The organism is Nesterenkonia sandarakina, assembly GCF_003003175.1.
GTDB classification, from domain to species: domain Bacteria; phylum Actinomycetota; class Actinomycetes; order Actinomycetales; family Micrococcaceae; genus Nesterenkonia; species Nesterenkonia sandarakina_A.
Genome location: NZ_PVTY01000005.1, coordinates 205,505 through 221,232, shown reverse-complemented (window position 1 = coordinate 221,232; position 15,728 = coordinate 205,505). Strand labels below are relative to the sequence as shown.

General features: G+C 67.7%; 14 protein-coding genes and 4 riboswitches. Of the genes, 7 read left to right on the top strand and 7 right to left on the bottom strand.

Going from position 1 to position 15,728, the window contains the following annotated elements:
• The 5 genes from BCL67_RS05970 to BCL67_RS05950 all read left to right on the top strand — a co-directional run.
• Positions 1-255, top strand: a 255-nt coding sequence (locus BCL67_RS05970; RefSeq protein WP_146131089.1) for a transposase, incomplete at its 5' end; no start/stop codon positions are given.
• 101 nt (positions 256-356) lie between these two features.
• A complete protein-coding gene (locus tag BCL67_RS05965) occupies positions 357-1,157 on the top strand; it encodes a class C sortase (RefSeq protein ID WP_308737969.1) in 801 nt (266 codons plus the stop codon).
• A 118-nt stretch (positions 1,158-1,275) separates the two neighbouring features.
• Positions 1,276-2,634 carry a polysaccharide biosynthesis tyrosine autokinase gene (locus tag BCL67_RS05960; protein ID WP_106122531.1) on the top strand — a complete coding sequence of 453 codons (1,359 nt, stop codon included), beginning with the start codon at positions 1,276-1,278 and terminating at the stop codon, positions 2,632-2,634.
• A complete protein-coding gene (locus BCL67_RS05955) occupies positions 2,631-3,284 on the top strand; it encodes an arsenate reductase/protein-tyrosine-phosphatase family protein (RefSeq protein ID WP_106122530.1) in 654 nt (217 codons plus the stop codon). Before BCL67_RS05960 ends, BCL67_RS05955 begins: the two co-directional genes overlap by 4 nt.
• Positions 3,281-4,576: an O-antigen ligase family protein gene (locus tag BCL67_RS05950; RefSeq protein ID WP_106122529.1), complete on the top strand. Its 1,296-nt coding sequence runs from the start codon at positions 3,281-3,283 to the stop codon at positions 4,574-4,576. The genes BCL67_RS05955 and BCL67_RS05950 overlap by 4 nt, the downstream gene beginning before the upstream one ends.
• Here the strand turns inward: BCL67_RS05950 and BCL67_RS05945 are convergent.
• The 4 genes from BCL67_RS05945 to BCL67_RS05930 are packed head-to-tail and all read right to left on the bottom strand — an operon-like array spanning position 4,542 to position 8,979.
• Complete coding sequence (locus BCL67_RS05945) at positions 4,542-5,078, bottom strand: CoA-binding protein (RefSeq protein ID WP_106122528.1); 537 nt, start codon at positions 5,076-5,078, stop codon at positions 4,542-4,544. The two genes, BCL67_RS05950 and BCL67_RS05945, sit on opposite strands and share 35 nt — an antisense overlap.
• Positions 5,075-6,373, bottom strand: a complete 1,299-nt coding sequence (locus BCL67_RS05940; RefSeq protein ID WP_106122527.1) for an O-acetylhomoserine aminocarboxypropyltransferase/cysteine synthase family protein — start codon at positions 6,371-6,373, stop codon at positions 5,075-5,077. The genes BCL67_RS05945 and BCL67_RS05940 overlap by 4 nt, the downstream gene beginning before the upstream one ends.
• Positions 6,370-8,409: an acetate--CoA ligase gene (gene acs, locus BCL67_RS05935; protein ID WP_258174792.1), complete on the bottom strand. Its 2,040-nt coding sequence runs from the start codon at positions 8,407-8,409 to the stop codon at positions 6,370-6,372. Before acs ends, BCL67_RS05940 begins: the two co-directional genes overlap by 4 nt.
• A 39-nt stretch (positions 8,410-8,448) precedes the next feature.
• Positions 8,449-8,979, bottom strand: coding sequence for a flavin reductase family protein (locus BCL67_RS05930; RefSeq protein ID WP_106122553.1), 531 nt, complete (start codon positions 8,977-8,979; stop codon positions 8,449-8,451).
• A gap of 8 nt (positions 8,980-8,987) precedes the next feature.
• Positions 8,988-9,074: riboswitch (SAM riboswitch) on the bottom strand.
• A 260-nt stretch (positions 9,075-9,334) separates the two neighbouring features.
• Positions 9,335-9,421: riboswitch (SAM riboswitch) on the top strand.
• 5 nt (positions 9,422-9,426) lie between these two features.
• On the opposite strand from BCL67_RS05930, the gene BCL67_RS05925 reads away from it, so the two are divergent.
• Together BCL67_RS05925 and BCL67_RS05920 are read left to right on the top strand one after the other, a co-directional pair.
• Complete coding sequence (locus tag BCL67_RS05925; RefSeq protein WP_106122526.1) at positions 9,427-10,716, top strand: acyl-CoA dehydrogenase family protein; 1,290 nt, start codon at positions 9,427-9,429, stop codon at positions 10,714-10,716.
• A gap of 128 nt (positions 10,717-10,844) precedes the next feature.
• Positions 10,845-12,248 carry an LLM class flavin-dependent oxidoreductase gene (locus BCL67_RS05920; protein WP_106122525.1) on the top strand — a complete coding sequence of 468 codons (1,404 nt, stop codon included), beginning with the start codon at positions 10,845-10,847 and terminating at the stop codon, positions 12,246-12,248.
• Positions 12,249-12,353: 105 nt separating this feature from the next.
• Here the strand turns inward: BCL67_RS05920 and BCL67_RS05915 are convergent, their stop codons facing one another.
• The 3 genes from BCL67_RS05915 to BCL67_RS05905 form a co-directional block, all read right to left on the bottom strand.
• A complete protein-coding gene (locus tag BCL67_RS05915; RefSeq protein WP_106122524.1) occupies positions 12,354-13,190 on the bottom strand; it encodes an ABC transporter permease in 837 nt (278 codons plus the stop codon).
• On the bottom strand, positions 13,187-14,266 hold the full coding sequence (locus BCL67_RS05910; protein WP_106122523.1) for an aliphatic sulfonate ABC transporter substrate-binding protein: 1,080 nt from the start codon (positions 14,264-14,266) through the stop codon (positions 13,187-13,189). Before BCL67_RS05910 ends, BCL67_RS05915 begins: the two co-directional genes overlap by 4 nt.
• A 230-nt stretch (positions 14,267-14,496) precedes the next feature.
• Positions 14,497-15,384: an ABC transporter ATP-binding protein gene (locus tag BCL67_RS05905; RefSeq protein ID WP_106122522.1), complete on the bottom strand. Its 888-nt coding sequence runs from the start codon at positions 15,382-15,384 to the stop codon at positions 14,497-14,499.
• 9 nt (positions 15,385-15,393) lie between these two features.
• A riboswitch (SAM riboswitch) is annotated at positions 15,394-15,506 on the bottom strand.
• A 121-nt stretch (positions 15,507-15,627) separates the two neighbouring features.
• Positions 15,628-15,727: riboswitch (SAM riboswitch) on the top strand.
• The last annotated feature ends 1 nt before the right edge of the window (position 15,728 follow it).

Below are 15,728 nucleotides of genomic sequence, written 5' to 3'. Positions count from 1 at the left end.
CCCATCCCCGCGTCATCGGGCAACACCGTCCGGCACCGGATCAACCGGGGTGGCGACCGGCGCCTCAACCGAGCACTCCACATGGCCGTCGTCACCCGCATGCGAATGGACCCGCGAACCCGCGCCTACGTCGAGCGCCGTACCGCCGAAGGGCGCACCCTCCGGGAGATCCGTCGCTGCCTCAAGCGCTACCTCGCCCGCGACATCTACCGCCGCCTCAACACCGCCGCTCAGAATGAGCTCACCGGGGCTTGACAGACATAGGAGATTCAACGGACGGCTCGAGCACCTGCGTGGCACGGCTCTGGGGTTCCGGAACCTCGCTCACTACATCACCAGATCATTGCTAGACACTGGTGGCTTCAGACCGCTACTACACCCTCATCTGCGATGAGCAGGATTATTCAGATGCCATCAACGAGGCGCCTCCCGAGGAGCTCGCCGCCGAAGTGGAGCGCGCCCAGCAGCACAACCGAGATCTCGCCTCTGGGGTGGGGATCATCGACCCGTTCTCGGTCGATGTCGCGCAGCAGAACGGCTTCGGCGTCGGTCAGGACAGCCTTTATCAGGATCTGTTGTCCGGGGCTCCGGGTGAGGTGATGGCCCGGCTGAACATCCCCAGCATCGACGTCGACCTGCCGGTCTTCCACGGCACCAGCGAAGAGACTCTCGGACGCGGCGTCGGCCATCTTGAGGGGACCGCTCTCCCGGTCGGCGGCGAGGGCACTCATTCGGTGCTCACCGGGCATCGCGGACTCCACTCGGCCGAGCTGTTCACTCACCTCGACGAGCTGGGGGAGGGGGACATCTTCTCCATCGAGGTCTTCGGCGAGAACCTGACCTATGAAGTGACCCGAACCCAGGTGGTGGAGCCCGACGAGACCGAATCGCTGTACCCGGAAGCGGGCCGCGACCTCGTCACGCTGGTCACCTGCACACCGCTGGGGTTAAACACCCACCGAATTCTGGTTACCGCCGAACGGACCTTTGAGGAATCTGAGGCGCCGGAGTTCTCCCCCTGGGAACCTTTTGATCTGCCGATGCCCTGGTGGGCGCTCATCCTTTCCCTGGCGCTTCTTCTGCAGATCATTTACCTCCGCAGAACCAAGGCAAAACAGGCCGGAGGAACGGTGAAGATCGCGGGCACGCGACGCTGACACCAAGCGTCATCTGTCGCTGACGTCAGGCTTCAACCGAAAGGAAGCCCTGTTCGATTTGCCTTTTGCACCGTAATCTGATGCTGACGCTGTCGTTTCCTGAAAAGAGCGGGCCCCTATGGAGCTTCACCAGTACGTCCGAGTCCTCAAGCGAGGCTGGCTCACGCTAGTCCTTTCTGTGCTGGTCGCCCTGGCTGCCGCCGCAGCCTTGGTGGCATTGTTGCCGGTGACCTACGAGGCCGAGACGCGCATCTATGTCTCGGTCGATGATGCTGAGTCCTACGACCTGAGCCAACGGTCGATCTACAGCCAGGAACTCGTGCGGAGCTTCGTCGAGCTCGCCCAGAGCTCAGCGGTGCTGGGGCCGGTGGTGGAGGACCTGGACCTTGAAGAGACCCCGCGAGAGCTCGCCGATCGGATCAGCGTGGCCGCACAGACCGGCACGGTGATCCTGGAAGTCACCGTCGCCGACGACGACCCAGAACAGGCCGCCGCCATCGCGACATCGATGACGGCTGCGCTTGATGATGTGGTCCAGGGCCTCACGACCTCCACAGCGGGCAGCGGAAACGTCACACTGACCACCGTGGAGGAGCCCTTCACCCCTGAGGGTCCCAGCTTCCCCCAGCCGGTGAACATCCTGGGGCTTGGACTGCTCGCCGGGCTCGCCATCGGGATCGTGCTGCTGGCGCTGCGCGAGGTCCTGGACACCAAGGTGCGCAGCGAGGAGGACATCGCGGAGCTCACCGATCAGGCGGTGCTCGGAGGCGTGCAGTACGACCGTGGGCTCCAGAAGGGTCAACTGATCGCGCACACCGACGTCGGCAGCCCGCTGACCGAATCCTTCAGCACGCTCGGCACCAACCTGCAGTTCCTCGCCGTGGGACAGTGTGCGCGAAGCTTCGTCATCTCCTCCGCGATCGAAGGGGAGGGGAAGTCCTCGATAGCGGTCAACCTGGCGATCAGCCTGCGCGACGCCGGCTATCGGGTCCTGCTGGTCGACGCGGATCTGCGCCGGCCCAGGGTCGCGCCGATGCTCGGTCTCGAAGGTGCTGTGGGTCTGACCGATGTGCTCAGCGGACGCGTGGACCTGCCCGACGTCGTCCAGCTGTGGGGGCCCGATGAGTTGGAGGTGCTCCCCGCCGGCACGGTGCCGCCGAATCCCATCGAGCTCCTGGGCTCCGAGGCCATGGCGGAGCTGGTCGCCGCGCTGCAGCGCGAGTACGAGATCATCATCTTCGACGCCCCGCCGCTGCTGCCCGTCAGCGACGCCCGGGTGCTGGGTGCCCTCTGCTCCGGAGTCCTTCTGGTGGTCGCGGTCGGCAAGGTGCAGAAGCCGCAGCTGAAGAAGGCCATCGAGGCGCTCCGCCTCGTCGACGTGAAGCTTCTCGGACTGGTCCCGACGATGCTGCCTCCCAAGGCGATCGTCGGCTACAGCTCCGCATATCGCCAGTCGGTGGGGGTGGAGGCGCGATGATGCCGGCCAATGACGATCCGTTCAACGTCCTGGTCGTCTGCACCGGAAACGTCTGCCGCTCGCCCCAGACCGCGCAGCTGCTCCAGGCCAAGCTCGAGGAGGCAGGCGAGCCCTGGAGATCCTCGGTGGTGGTCGCCAGCGCGGGGACTCGGGCCTTGGAGGGATCTCCCATGGATGAGCACTCGGCGGCGATCGCCGCGAAGCTCGGTGTGGCTCGCACGGAGCACAAGGCCAGGCAGCTCACCCCGGCGATGGTCGAGCAGGCTGACCTGGTGCTCTGCATGGCACGCGAACACCGGAGCGGGGTGGTGCGCGCGGCACCGCGATCCTCCCGCAAGGCCTTTCTGCTCACCGAGTTCGCCGACCTGCTCGAAGGTGTCGAGCAGGCCGCCTCGCGTCAGTTCGAACCGCTTCCCCCGCCGGGGCTGGGAGTCACCTCGCCGACCCTGCCGGCCCAGCTGCGCCAGGGAGTCGAGCGTGCTGCGGCGCAGCGCGGGCTGATCCCGCCCCGGGACCCGGACGCCATGGACGTGCTGGATCCCTATCAGCGCAGCCCGAAGGTCTATCGGGAGTCTGCCGAACAGGTCCGGCTGTCGCTGGCGCGGATCCACGGATCCGTGCGGAAGCTCGCGCAGGGCGTGCCCTGGTGAGGTCGCTGCGGACCTGGTTCTTCTACGTCTATATCGCCTGCACGCTCGGGGTCAACGCCGTCATCCTCATCTCCTACGACCCCTCCGGCGGCGTCGCAGACAACTCGATCTTCTCGGCAAGCTGGATCCTGCTGCATCTGCTCTCCGTGCTGGTCCTGCTGACCTCCCGAGTGCTGAGCCCGGTGCCGGTCACGATCGCACTGGGCATCGGGGGACTCGTGGTCCTCAGCGCGGCCTGGTCCGTCTCACCCATGGATTCGCTGATCTACGGCGCCATGGCCGCCGGCAACATCCTCGTCGCCTGCATGATGGCTGCGGAGTACTCGCTGAATCAGATCGCCCGGATGTTCCTGAAGGTGCTGACCGTGCTGGTGCTGGCCGGCATGGCCTTCGCCCTCATCGGGCTGGAACAGGTCATGGACTTCGACCCGCATGCCCGGTCCAACCTCCTCGGCGGAGAGAAGATCCGCGGGTTCTTCCAGCACAACATCATGGCCGGCTTCTACGCGGCCACCGGCGCGGTCCTGGCGATGACGCTGCTGCGCGGGATCCGCCGGGTGCTGGTGCTCACCGCCTTCATCGTCTTCGTCGTCTGGGCCGGTTCAGCCACCGGCCTGCTGCTGGCAGGCGCCGCGGTGATCATCGTGCCGCTGGCCCAGCTGCTGGTGCCGCGCATCCCGCTGGGCGGGCTGCTCGCAGTCCTGGTGCCGCTGGGCGCGACGGCGGGGGCTGTGCTGAACCAGGTGTGGGTGCCGCTGTTGGAGGCCGTCGGGCGTGATCCGACCCTGACCGGGCGCACCGTGCTCTGGGAGTGGGGCCTCCGGGCCATCGCGGAGCGCCCAGTCGTCGGCTGGGGCTTCACCGGTTATTTCAACTCACCACAGGGCGCGATCCCCAGCCTGTACGTGCCCGAGTTCGACGACTACGTGATCGCGCACTTCCACAACTCCTACATCCAGACCGCCGTCGATCTGGGACTGCTGGGGCTTCTGGTGCTGATCCTGGTGCTCGGTTTCACGACCGGGGCTGCGTATCTCTACGCCCGTTCCACGGACACCCGCACCGGTGTGGGACTGCTGATGGTGATGGTGATCTTCCTGATCGCCTCGCCCACCGAGTTCCTCTTCATCAACTACAACCATTTCGGCAGCTTCGCGCTGTTCACCCTGTTCTTCGGCCTGTTCCAGCACCGACGGATGAGGGCGCGGCCCCAGGAGAGCGAATCTCCCGGTGCCGCGCCCTCGAAGCCGGTCCCACTCAGCGGTCGAGAATCTGCCGTTTCGCAGAGATGACCCCGGTGTTGAATCCGGCGAGGTGAAGGTTGCCGTGGAAGCGGCCGTGCTCGATCTTGATGCACCGGTTCTGCACCGCATTGAGCCCGGCGTCCTGGGCCACCTGCATGGCCTCATCGGAATGGATCCCGAGCTGGGCCCAGATGGTCTTCGCGCCGATCTCGGCAGCCTCCCGGGCGATCCCCGGGACATCGTCGGGGCGGCGGAAGATGTCCACGATGTCTGGGACCTCGGGGAGGTCCTTGAGCGAGGCGTAGACCGGCTGGCCCAGCACCTCCTTGAGCCGCGGATTCACGAAGTAGACCGTGTAGCTCGAGGAGCTCAGCAGGTAGGTCGCCACGAAGTAGCTGGCCCGCGCGGGCTTGTCCGACATGCCCACGATCGCCACGGACTTCGCGCTGCGCAGCAGCTGCAGCCGGCGAGAGGGCGACGGCGCCTCCCAGCGGCCATGGGGATGTTCGGCCGTGGCCTCGTCGTCGTGCTTCAGCGTCTGCTCGCTCATGACTTGTCTCCTTCGACTGCGGTGCTCAGCGCCTGGTCCAGGTCCCAGATGATGTCGTCGACGTCTTCGATGCCGACCGAGATGCGGATCAGGTCCTCCGGGATCCCGGCCGCTGCCATCTGCTCCGGGGAGAGCTGCTGGTGGGTGGTCGATCCTGGGTGCAGGATCAGGGTGCGCACATCTCCCACATTGGCCAGGTGGCTGGCCAGCTGCAGGGATTCGATGAACCGGGCGCCGGTGGCTCGGCCGCCACGGATGCCGAAGCTGAACACCGAGCCCACGCCCTTGGGCAGCATCTCCTTGGCGCGCTCGTGATCCGCATGCGAGGCCAGCCCGGCGTAGTTGACGTAGTCCACCCGGTCATCGGCCTCGAGCCATTCGGCGACCTTCTGGGCGTTCGCCACGTGCTCGTCGATCCGCTGCGGCAGGGTCTCGATGCCCTGGATCAGGTTGAACGCGGCCTGCGGGCCCAGCGAGGGTCCGATGTCGCGCAGCTGCTCGGCGCGCAGCTTGGTCAGGAATCCGTACTCGCCGAAGTTGCCCCACCAGGAGAGCCCGCCGTAGGACGCCACCGGTTCGGTCATCGCGGGGAAGTTGCCGTTGTCCCAGGGGAACTCGCCGGATTCCACGATCACGCCGCCCAGGGTGGTGCCGTGACCGCCCATGAACTTGGTGACCGAGTGGATCACGATGTCCGCGCCGTGCTCGAAGGGCCGGATCAGGTACGGGGTGGTCAGCGTGGAGTCCACCACGAGCGGCACCCCGTGCCTATGCGCAACCTCCGAGAGTCCGCGCAGGTCAGCGATGTCTGAGCTGGGGTTCGCGACGACCTCGGTGTAGACCACCTTGGTGTTCTCCTGCATCGCGGCCTCGTAGTCCGCCGGCTCGAGCGAGTCCACGAAGGTGGTCTCGATCCCGAAGCGGCGCAGCGTGACGTCGAGCTGGGTGATCGTGCCGCCGTAGAGCTTCGAGCTGGCCACGATGTGGTCCCCGGACCCGCACAGTGCGGCGAAGACCAGGAACTCGGCGCTCATCCCGGAGGCGGTGGCCACGGCCCCGATGCCGCCCTCCAGGGAGGCGACGCGCTCTTCCAGCGCCGAGACCGTGGGATTGCCGATCCGGGAGTAGATGTTCCCGTACTTCTGCAGCGCGAACAGGTTCGCGGCGTCGTCGGTGTCCTTGAACACGAAGGAGGTGGACTGGTGGATGGGCACAGCACGCGATCCGTAGACGGCATCGGGGACGGCCCCGGCATGCAGGGCGCGGGTGCGGAAGCCGAACTGGCGATCGCTCATGTAGCTACCTCTTCTTTTCTCGGCGCGGTCCCGCGCCGTTGGCAGATCTCTTCGATCCTCGGTACACAGGGTTCATTCTGCAGGCTTGTGGTGTCTCCCAGGGTCTCCCCGTCATGGAGCTGGGTCAGCAGCCGGCGCATGATCTTCCCGGAGCGGGTCTTCGGCACCTCCGGGACGGGGATCACCGTGCGCGGCTTCGCCACCGGACCGATCACCTCGCCCACATGGCTGCGCAGGGCGCCGACCAGCTCCGCCTCGGCCGCGCTGCCCGTCCCGCCGGCGGCTTCGAGACGCTCACGGGCGGCGGTGGTCAGCACGGTGAAGGCGACGGCGGCGTGCCCGGTCATCGGATCGAACACCGGGCAGACCCCGGCCTCGACCACATCGGGGTGGGAGATCAGCGCGGATTCGATCTCGATCGTGGAGAGCCGGTGTCCGGAGATATTGATGACGTCATCGATCCGGCCCAGGATCCAGATGTCTCCGTCCTGGTCCTTCCGTGCACCGTCACCGGCGAGGAACCAGCCCTGATCGGCGTACTTCTCCCAGTACGAGGTGAAATAGCGTTCCGGGTCTCCCCAGACGGTCCTGGCCATCGAGGGCCCGGTGTGGGTGAGCACGATGTTGCCCTGTGTCGCGGCGGGCACCGGGTCACCGGCCTCATCGACGACGGCGGCGGCCCAGCCTGGCAGCGCACGGGTGGCGGCTCCGGGCTTGAATCCAGCATCCTCGGGCCGGGGGGAGAGCACCGTGGACCCGGATTCGGACTGCCACCAGGTGTCCACCATGGGAAGCGCAGGCTGGCCGGCGTCGTCGGTGGTGTCACGGCCGATCTCCCGGCGGATCCAATGCCAGGCCTCGGGGTTGACCGCCTCGCCCACCGTGCCGGCGAGCCGGACCGAGGAGAGGTCGTACTGCGCCGGGATGCCCTCGGGGAACCAGCCCATCAGCGAGCGGACCAGAGTGGGGGCCGTGTAGTAGGTGGTGACGTTGTGGCGCTCGATGATCTCGAAGTGCCGGCCCTCGTGCGGGGTGTTGGGGGTGCCCTCGAAGATCACCTGGGTGGCGCCGGCCGCCAGCGGACCGTAGATCTCGTAGGTGTGCGCGGTGACCCAGGCCAGGTCGGCGGTGCACCAGTGGACGTCCTTGGAGCGCCGGGCCGGATCCGGGTGCGCGAAGAGCCGCAGGTAGGTGTACAGCGCGCCGGTGAGGTACCCGCCGGTGGTGTGCACCAGGCCCTTGGGCCTGCCGGTGGTCCCGGAGGTGTACATGATGAACAGCTCGGTCTCGGCGTCGAAGAACTCCGGCGTGTGCTCGGTGGAGGCGGTCTCGACCACCTCGTGCCACCAGAGGTCCCGCCCCGGAGTCCATTCCACGTCCGAGTCGGTGCGGTTGATCACCAGGACATGCTCGAGGTTGCCGCCGTGCAGGGCGGTGGCCTCAGCCACGGCGGCATCGGCGTTGGCCTTCACCGGCACCGCCTTGCCGCGGCGGAACTGGCCATCGGTGGTGACCAGCAGCTTCGCCGCGGTGTCCTCGACGCGGAACTTCAGCGCCTCGGCGGAGAACCCGCCGAAGACCAGCGAGTGCACCGCGCCGATCCGGGCGCAGGCCAGGGTGATCACGATGGTCTCGACCAGCACCGGAAGATAGACCACCACGCGGTCCCCGCGGGTGATGCCCATCGAGGTCAGCGCGTTGGCCGCCTGGTTGACCCGGCGGCCCAGCTCGGCATAGCTGACGTCCTCGCGGTCTCCGGGCTCGCCCTCGAAGTGCAGCGCGATCTTCTCCCCGCGTCCCGCAGCGACGTGCCGGTCGACGCAGTTCACCGCGGCGTTCAGCGTTCCGCCCTCATACCAGCCGATCGTCGGGCCGCGCCGGGTCACCGGGTTCGGCGGCGTCCAGGAATGGGTGCGTTCCCAGGGGGTCGCCCAGTCCAAGAGGGTCGCCGCGGTGGACCAGAACGCCATGCGCTGGTCCTCATCCTGGGGATCCGTCCACTGGTGGACGTCCGCGCCGAGCGGATCCGCGGGCACGGTGAAACGGGGGTGGGTGGTCAAGAAGGGTCCTTCGGGTCAGCTCAGGGTGGTCAGGGTCTTGAACTCGTGCTGGTGGAACACCAGCCCGGGAGCGCCCTCGGTGAAGCCGAGGTCCAGGATCTCGAGCACGATGATGTCGTGGTCTCCGGCGCGGACCTGGTCATAGATCCGGGTGCGCAGCCACATCGGGACCCCGTCGAGCAGCAGCGCCGAGCCGTGCAGCTGGTAGTCCACCCCAGTGAAGCGGTTGGCGCGATCCTTGGACGCGATCTGCCGGCACAGCCCGTTCTGGTCGCGGCCGAGCACCGAGATGCCCAGTTCGCCGCCGCTGCGCTCCAGCTTCGGCCAGGTCGAGGAATTGTGCTGGACCGCCAGGGTGACCAGGGGCGGCTCCAGCGAGACGCCCACCGTGAAGGTCGACGCGATGATCGCCTCAGGCGCGCCGTCGACCTCCGCGCCCACGGCCACGACGCCCTGCGGGAACTGGGCCAGGGCATGGCGCAGCGCAAAGGAGTCCACCCGGGATGCGGCAGTGGGGTTCTCAAGGGTGCGAGCAGGAACAGACATGCAGATCAACTCCATCGGTCCTGGCGTTAGCACCCGGCGTATCCGGGTTGCTGCGGCGTCTCTGAGCCAGATCTCTCAGCCGCTCGGGATGGTGACTCCTCAACGCTACGCCCGGTCCCGCCGACCAGCAAGAATTGTTCGCACTGTGAGACGCCGTGTGACATTCCGGAGGCAGGCCGGCGCCACCTGGCCTCATGATTCGTCCGATGAACACACTGCAGCGCACTGACGGCCAGCAGGGAAGCGTTCAGGAATATCTATCGGCGGTCTCCCCACGTCGCGGAGCCAGACTTCAGACATCGAGCGTCATTCGAACTTGACGGATGAACCCCCGCACCCTCTATATTGAGCGTCATCACCATCCAGAGCGACTGAGGGATCTGGCCCGAAGACGTCGCAGCAACCCGGATACGCCGGGTGCTACCGCCAGAATCGATGGAGGAAAGAATGAACATTCAACTGCCGGTGCCCCAAATCCTGCACGACGCCATTGAGCGTGTCGGCCTCTCCGCGCTCGACCGGGAGCGCAGCCGTGAACTGGCCCGGGAGGAGGTCAAGGACCTCGTCGCAGCCGGCATCGGGCGGCTCCGCGTGCCCGAATCGGCGGGCGGCTTCGGCCTGGACTGGGTGCAGACCACCGAGGTCCTCCTGGAGCTCGCGGCCCAGGACAGCAACATCCCCCAGGTGCTGCGCGGGCACTTCGCGGTGCAGGAGGATCTGCTCTGGCGCGCAGCCGCGGAGACCGACGCCGCGTCCGATCCAGGGCCCCTCGTGCAGCGCTGGCTGGCGCGGCTGGCGGCGGGAGAGCTGGTCGGCAACGCCTGGACCGAGCCGGGCAAGGGAGGCTTCCACCAGTCCGGCACCGTGGTCCGCGAGACCGACGACGGACACGTGGTCACCGGGGTGAAGTACTACACCACGGGTGCGATCTTCGCGGACTGGCTCGATGTCACGGCTCGGGACGCAGCAGGCCAGGAGCTTGCGGTGCTGGTCCGCCGGGACCAGCCCGGGGTGGAGATCGATGACGACTGGGACGGCTTCGGCCAGCGCACCACCGGCTCCGGCACCGCGAGGCTGACCGACGCCGTGGTGGAGGAGGCCGAGCTGCGCGGGCTGACCGATCGGTTCCCGTACCAGACGGCGCTCTACCAGCACTTCCTGCTGATCGTGCTCGCCGGTGTCGCCGAGGCCGCGGCCCGGGACGCCGCCAGCCTGCTGCATGAGCGCTCGCGGACCTTCTCCCACGCCAACACACGCACTCCGCGCACGGATCCGCAGCTGCTCCAGGCCGTCGGGGAAGTGGATGCGGTGGCGGCGCTGGCCCGGGCCCAGGTCCTCGCGACCGCGGCTAGCCTGGATGCCGCCTTCGCCGCCCGAAGCCGCACCCAGGATGCGCAGATCGAGGCGGCCAACATCGTGGAACTTGCCACCGGCCGCGCCCAGGTGGCGCTGCACCGCCCGGTGCTGGAGGCGGTCACCCGGATCTTCGACGTCCTCGGCGCCTCCGGGGTGAGCCAGTCGCGCAGCCTGGATCGGCACTGGCGCAATGCCCGCACCGTCACCAGCCACAACCCCTGGGTCTATAAGGCCCGGATCGCCGGGGACCACCGGGTCAACGGCACCGCGCCGGTCCGGCTGTGGAGCGTCGGCGAGCCGGCCCTCGCGGAGGAGTCTGCCGCGGCCACCCCGGCAGATACCCCGGCGGACACCCCGGTCAGCGCAGCGCCGAGCGCCTGAGTCGCACCTGCGGCCCGCACCCCCGGCCCGCGCGACAGGGCCCGGTCCGGGCCTGAGCGCCGATATCTGTCACTGATCATCTGTCATTGATCGCCTGTCATTGATCCGAACCCCAAGGAGACCAACGCATGACCTTCCCGACCACCGAGTCCGGCAATCGCGAGATCCTCTTCAACGCCTTCGACATGAACTGCGTGGTGCATCAGTCCCCGGGGCTGTGGCGGCACCCGCAGGACCGCGCGCGGGAGTACAACACGATCGGCTACTGGACCGAGGTGGCGCAGATCCTTGAGCGCGGGCTCTTCGACGGCCTCTTCATCGCCGACGTGCTGGGCCCCTATGACGTCTTCGGCTCGAACCCGGAGGCCGCGCTGCGCTCCGGGGCGCAGATCCCGCTGCAGGATCCGTTCCTGCTGGTCTCGGCGATGGCCGCGGTCACCAAGAACCTCGGCTTCGGCATCACCGCCGGCACCGCCTATGAACACCCCTACCCGTTCTCCCGGCGGCTGGGCACCCTGGATCACCTCACCGGCGGACGTGTGGGCTGGAACGTGGTCACCGGCTACCTGCCTTCTGCCGCGCAGAACATGGGCCAGGACGACCAGATGGAGCACGATCGCCGCTACGACCACGCCGATGAGTACCTCGACGTCATCTATAAGCTGCTCGAAGGCTCCTGGGAGGACGACGCCGTCCTCGCCGACAAGGCCTCGGGCGTCTTCACCGACCCGTCGAAGGTGCACCGGATCGAGCACCACGGCGAGTTCTTCAAGACCCCCGGCATCGGCGTGGTGGAGCCCTCCCCGCAGCGCACCCCGGTGATCTATCAGGCCGGCGCCTCCTCCCGCGGCCGCGCCTTCGCGGGCAAACATGCCGAGGCCGTGTTCATCAATCCACCCACCAAGGAGCTGGCCAAGGCCTCCGTGGCCAAGATCCGCCAGTCGGTGGCCGATGCCGGGCGTGATCCCTATTCGGTGCGGATCTTCGCGATGCAGACCATCGTCACCGGCCCGGACAACGACGCCGCCCAGGCCAAGTACGACGATCTGACCCAGTACATCGACGCCGAGGGCGGACTGGTGCTGATGTCGGGCTGGATGGGCATCGACCTGAGCCAGTTCGACCTCGACCAGCCCATCGGAGACGTGAAGTCCAACGCCATCCAGTCCACGGTCGAGACCTTCCAGAAGGCCTCGGGTCGCGAGGACGAGGTCTGGACCGTCCGGCAGCTGGCCGAGTGGGTCGGCGTCGGCGGCTTCGGCCCGGTGATCATCGGTGACGGTCCGACCGCCGCGCAGCAGCTCATCGACTGGCAGGAGGAGACCGACGTGGACGGGTTCAACCTCGCCTATCACATCACTCCTGGCACCTTCATCGATGTGGTCGAGCACGTGGTGCCGGAGCTGCAGAAGCGCGGGCGCTACAAGACCGAATACGCACCCGGCACGCTGCGCAACAAGCTCTTCGGCGCCGGTGACCACCTGCCCGCGGAGCACCACGCCGCGCAGTTCCAGCTGCGTCGCAAGGGCTGAGCCGGCGCCTCGACGCAGAAGACCGTGGCCCGGCGTGTGCCATCCCGCCGAAGATGCGGCTGGTGGAACACGCCAGGCCCCGGTCAGGGCCGGCTGGGCGAGAGGCTAGGCCCAGGTCTTGAGCGCCTTGCGCTCGAGCACCCCGAGCAGGGTGTCGGTAAGCTTGCCCAGCAGCGCCAGCAGCACGATGGCCAGCAGCAGCCGGTCGGTGCGCCCGTTGTTCTGCGACTCGGTGAGCAGGAAGCCCAGGCCCTCGGCGGCCGCGAGCAGCTCGGCGGCGACCAGGAAGAGCCAGGCCTGGGCGAGGCCCAGGCGCAGTCCGGAGAACACGCTGGGCACCACGGCGGGCAGCTGGACGGTGCCGAGCAGCCGGATTCCGTGGAACCCGAAGGCGCGGCCGGCCTCGACCAGCTGAGCGTCCACATGCCGCAGCGCGGAGTGGATCGCGGTGAACACCGGGAAGAACGCGCCGATCGCGATCAGGATGACCTTCGAGTCCTCACCGATCCCGACCCAGAGCAGCAGCAGCGGGACCCAGGCCAGCGACGGCACGGCCCGGAAGGCTCCCACCGTGGGGTTCAGCAGCTTGTCCGCGATCGAGGACAGGCCCAGCAGCGAACCGAGCGCCAGGCCCAGTGCAGCACCGATCCCGAATCCGATCAGCACCCGCTGCAGCGAGATCCCCACGTGTTCGAAGAGGTCGCCGGACTCGAAGAGTCCGATTCCCGCGGTGAGGACCGCCTGTGGGGCAGGCAGCTGGATCGCGGTGAAGGTGCCGGTGACCTCGGTGACCAGCCACCACAGTCCCAGCAGCAGCACCGGGACGATGGCGCCGATCAGCAGACCACCACCGGGAACCCCGCGTCGGGTGCGCCGCTCAGTCGGGCGCGCGGCCCCATCGGCGGGCTGTGCCGCCGTGGGGGAATCTAGGGTGTCTGTCACTCGTCGTCCTCCTCGATGTCTGCCTCGTCGGCGGCGTTCTCGGTGCCCTCGGCGTCGGTTGCCTCGCGGTTCTCGGCGAACTCGGTGTAGAAGAGTGAATCCAGCGCCTCATCCACCGCCTCCTGGCTGTCCACGTCCCCGTTCTCCACGAAGAACGGTCCGGCGGCCTCCATGGCGGCGTAGACGTCATCGCCGGGCACCGGGTCCACCTCGAAGTTGGTGCGCTCGGTGATGACCGCCTCGGCGATCTCCGGCTCGATCCCGGCGTACTCGGCGAGGATCTCGGCGGTGCCCTCCGGGTTCTCGATGGCCCATTCGCGGGCCTGCTCGTAGACGTTGACCACGATCTGGGCGACGTCGGGGTGGTTCTCCACGAAATCGCCGGTGGCGTTGACCACCGAGTAGGTGTTGAACTCCACGTTGCGGTAGAGCAGCTCGGCGCCTTCAGCCTCGGCACCGGCCATGATCGGATCAAGGCCGGCCCAGGCGTCGACGTCGCCGTTCTCCAGGGCCTGGCGGCCGTCGGCGTGCTGCAGCGCCTGGACCTCGACGTCGTCCACGCTGAGCCCGGCCTCCTGCAGCGCGCGCGCCATGAAGAAGTAGGGGTCGGTGGCGAGGGTGGCGGCGATCGAGGCTCCTTCGAGGTCCTCCACGGACTCGATGTCGGATCCCTCCTGGGTCACCAGGGCGGACCACTCGGGCTGGTTCTCGATCATGATCGTGTGGGTGTCGGCACCCACGGCGCGGTTGAGCAGCGCAGCGGATCCGGCGGTGGAGCCCACGTGGATGTTTCCTGCGCGCAGGTTCTCGTTCGCGCGGTTCGAGCCCTGGGACTGCACCCACTGCACGTCGACGTCGAGCTCCTCGAGCTCCTCCTCCAGCCAGCCGTTCTCAAGGATGATCAGGCTCAGCGGGTTGTACGTGGCGAAGTCGATGTTCAGCGTCTCGAGCTGCTCATCCTCGCCGCCGCCGTCGCCGCAGGCGGTGGCGAGCAGCGCCACGGCGGCAGCCATGGAGACCGCCTTGACGGAGGTGCGGCGGGTGCGTGAGGAGCGGGAAGCGGTGGTGCTGGGCATGGGGGAGGGCCTTTCAATACTTCAACGATGGACAGTCTGCGAGATGTTCTGAGTCATGCATGTCAGCGGCAAGCGGGTGGATGCATCTGAGCGGATCGGCTGCCCGGTGATGACCGGGATCTGATCGAAGTGGTGCGGGAAGAGTGCATCGGACAGCTGGCCGATGCGCTACGGGTGGGCGGGAGGTCAGGGCTTCGCCCGGAGCGCTCCCCGTGGGGTCGGTGGCGGGGTCAGTGGCTGTGCGAGTCGACGCCGAGCCCGGAGAAGAGCTCACCGCGCAGTGCGGCCAGCTCGGCCGAGGCGCGATCCCGGGGACGCTCACCGGGCACGCTCAGCAGTCGAGCGATCGTGGCGCCCTCGGCCGGGTCGGGATCTTCCGGATCCTGACCCAGAAGCAGCACGCGGTCTGCGAGCTGCAGCGCCTCGTCCACGTCGTGCGTGACCAGCAGCACCGTGGTGCCGGTCTGCGCGTGGAGGTCCAGGAGCAGGTCCTGCATCTTGAGCCGGGTGAGTGCATCCAGGGCGCCGAAGGGCTCATCGAGCAGCAGCACACCGGGGCGGCGAGCCAGGGCGCGGGCCAGTGAGGCGCGCTGTGCCATGCCGCCGGAGATCTCCCGGGGCCGCAGCGAGGCGCGGTCATGCAGCCCGACCAGCTCCAGGAGCTCGTCGACCCGTTCCCGGCCCTCGGACTTCGAGAGGGTGCGCGGCAGGCCCAGGCTGACGTTCTTATGGATCGAGCGCCAGGGCAGCAGTCGCGGCTCCTGGAATCCGACCGCCGTGCGCTCGTCATAGCGCTGCACCGGGGAGCCGTTGATCAGTATCTCTCCGGTGTTGCCGGTGTCGAGACCGCCGACGGCGCGCAGCAGTGTGGACTTGCCGCAGCCGGAGGAGCCCAGGATCGCCAGCACCTCGCCGGGGGCGATCTGCAGGCTGACGTCACGCAGCACGGTGCGGGAGCCGAAGGCCCGGCCGACGCCGGAGAGCTTGACGTCGAGCGAGGTGTACTGCGCTCGGCCGCCCCGCTCTGGGGCAGCCACGGCAGAGATGTTGGAGGCGTCGGCAGTGGACGCAGCGGTCGCTGCGGCGGCGCCGTTCAGGGTGGAGGCAGGCGAAATCATCAGAGGATACTCCCATCGATCCTGGCGGTAGCACCCGGCGAAAAGACACCTCGATTGAGGAGCCCCTCCCTGGGTTGCTGCGGCGTCGACGAGCCAGATCTCTCGGCCGCTCGGGATGGTACGCCAGTCAGACTACGCCCAGCCGGGGAATCCGATCAATGTCAGGCTCACTCAATGAGACAAAACGCAACACATATCCAGACTTGACTTTTCGCCCAGGTTCACCCTTAGAGTGAGGGCACTCAACCATCCAGAGCGACTGAGAGATCTGGCTCGAAGACGTCGCAGCAACCCGGAGGGCCTCACAGCCTCGGCCGGGTGCTAACGCCAGGACCGATGGAGCA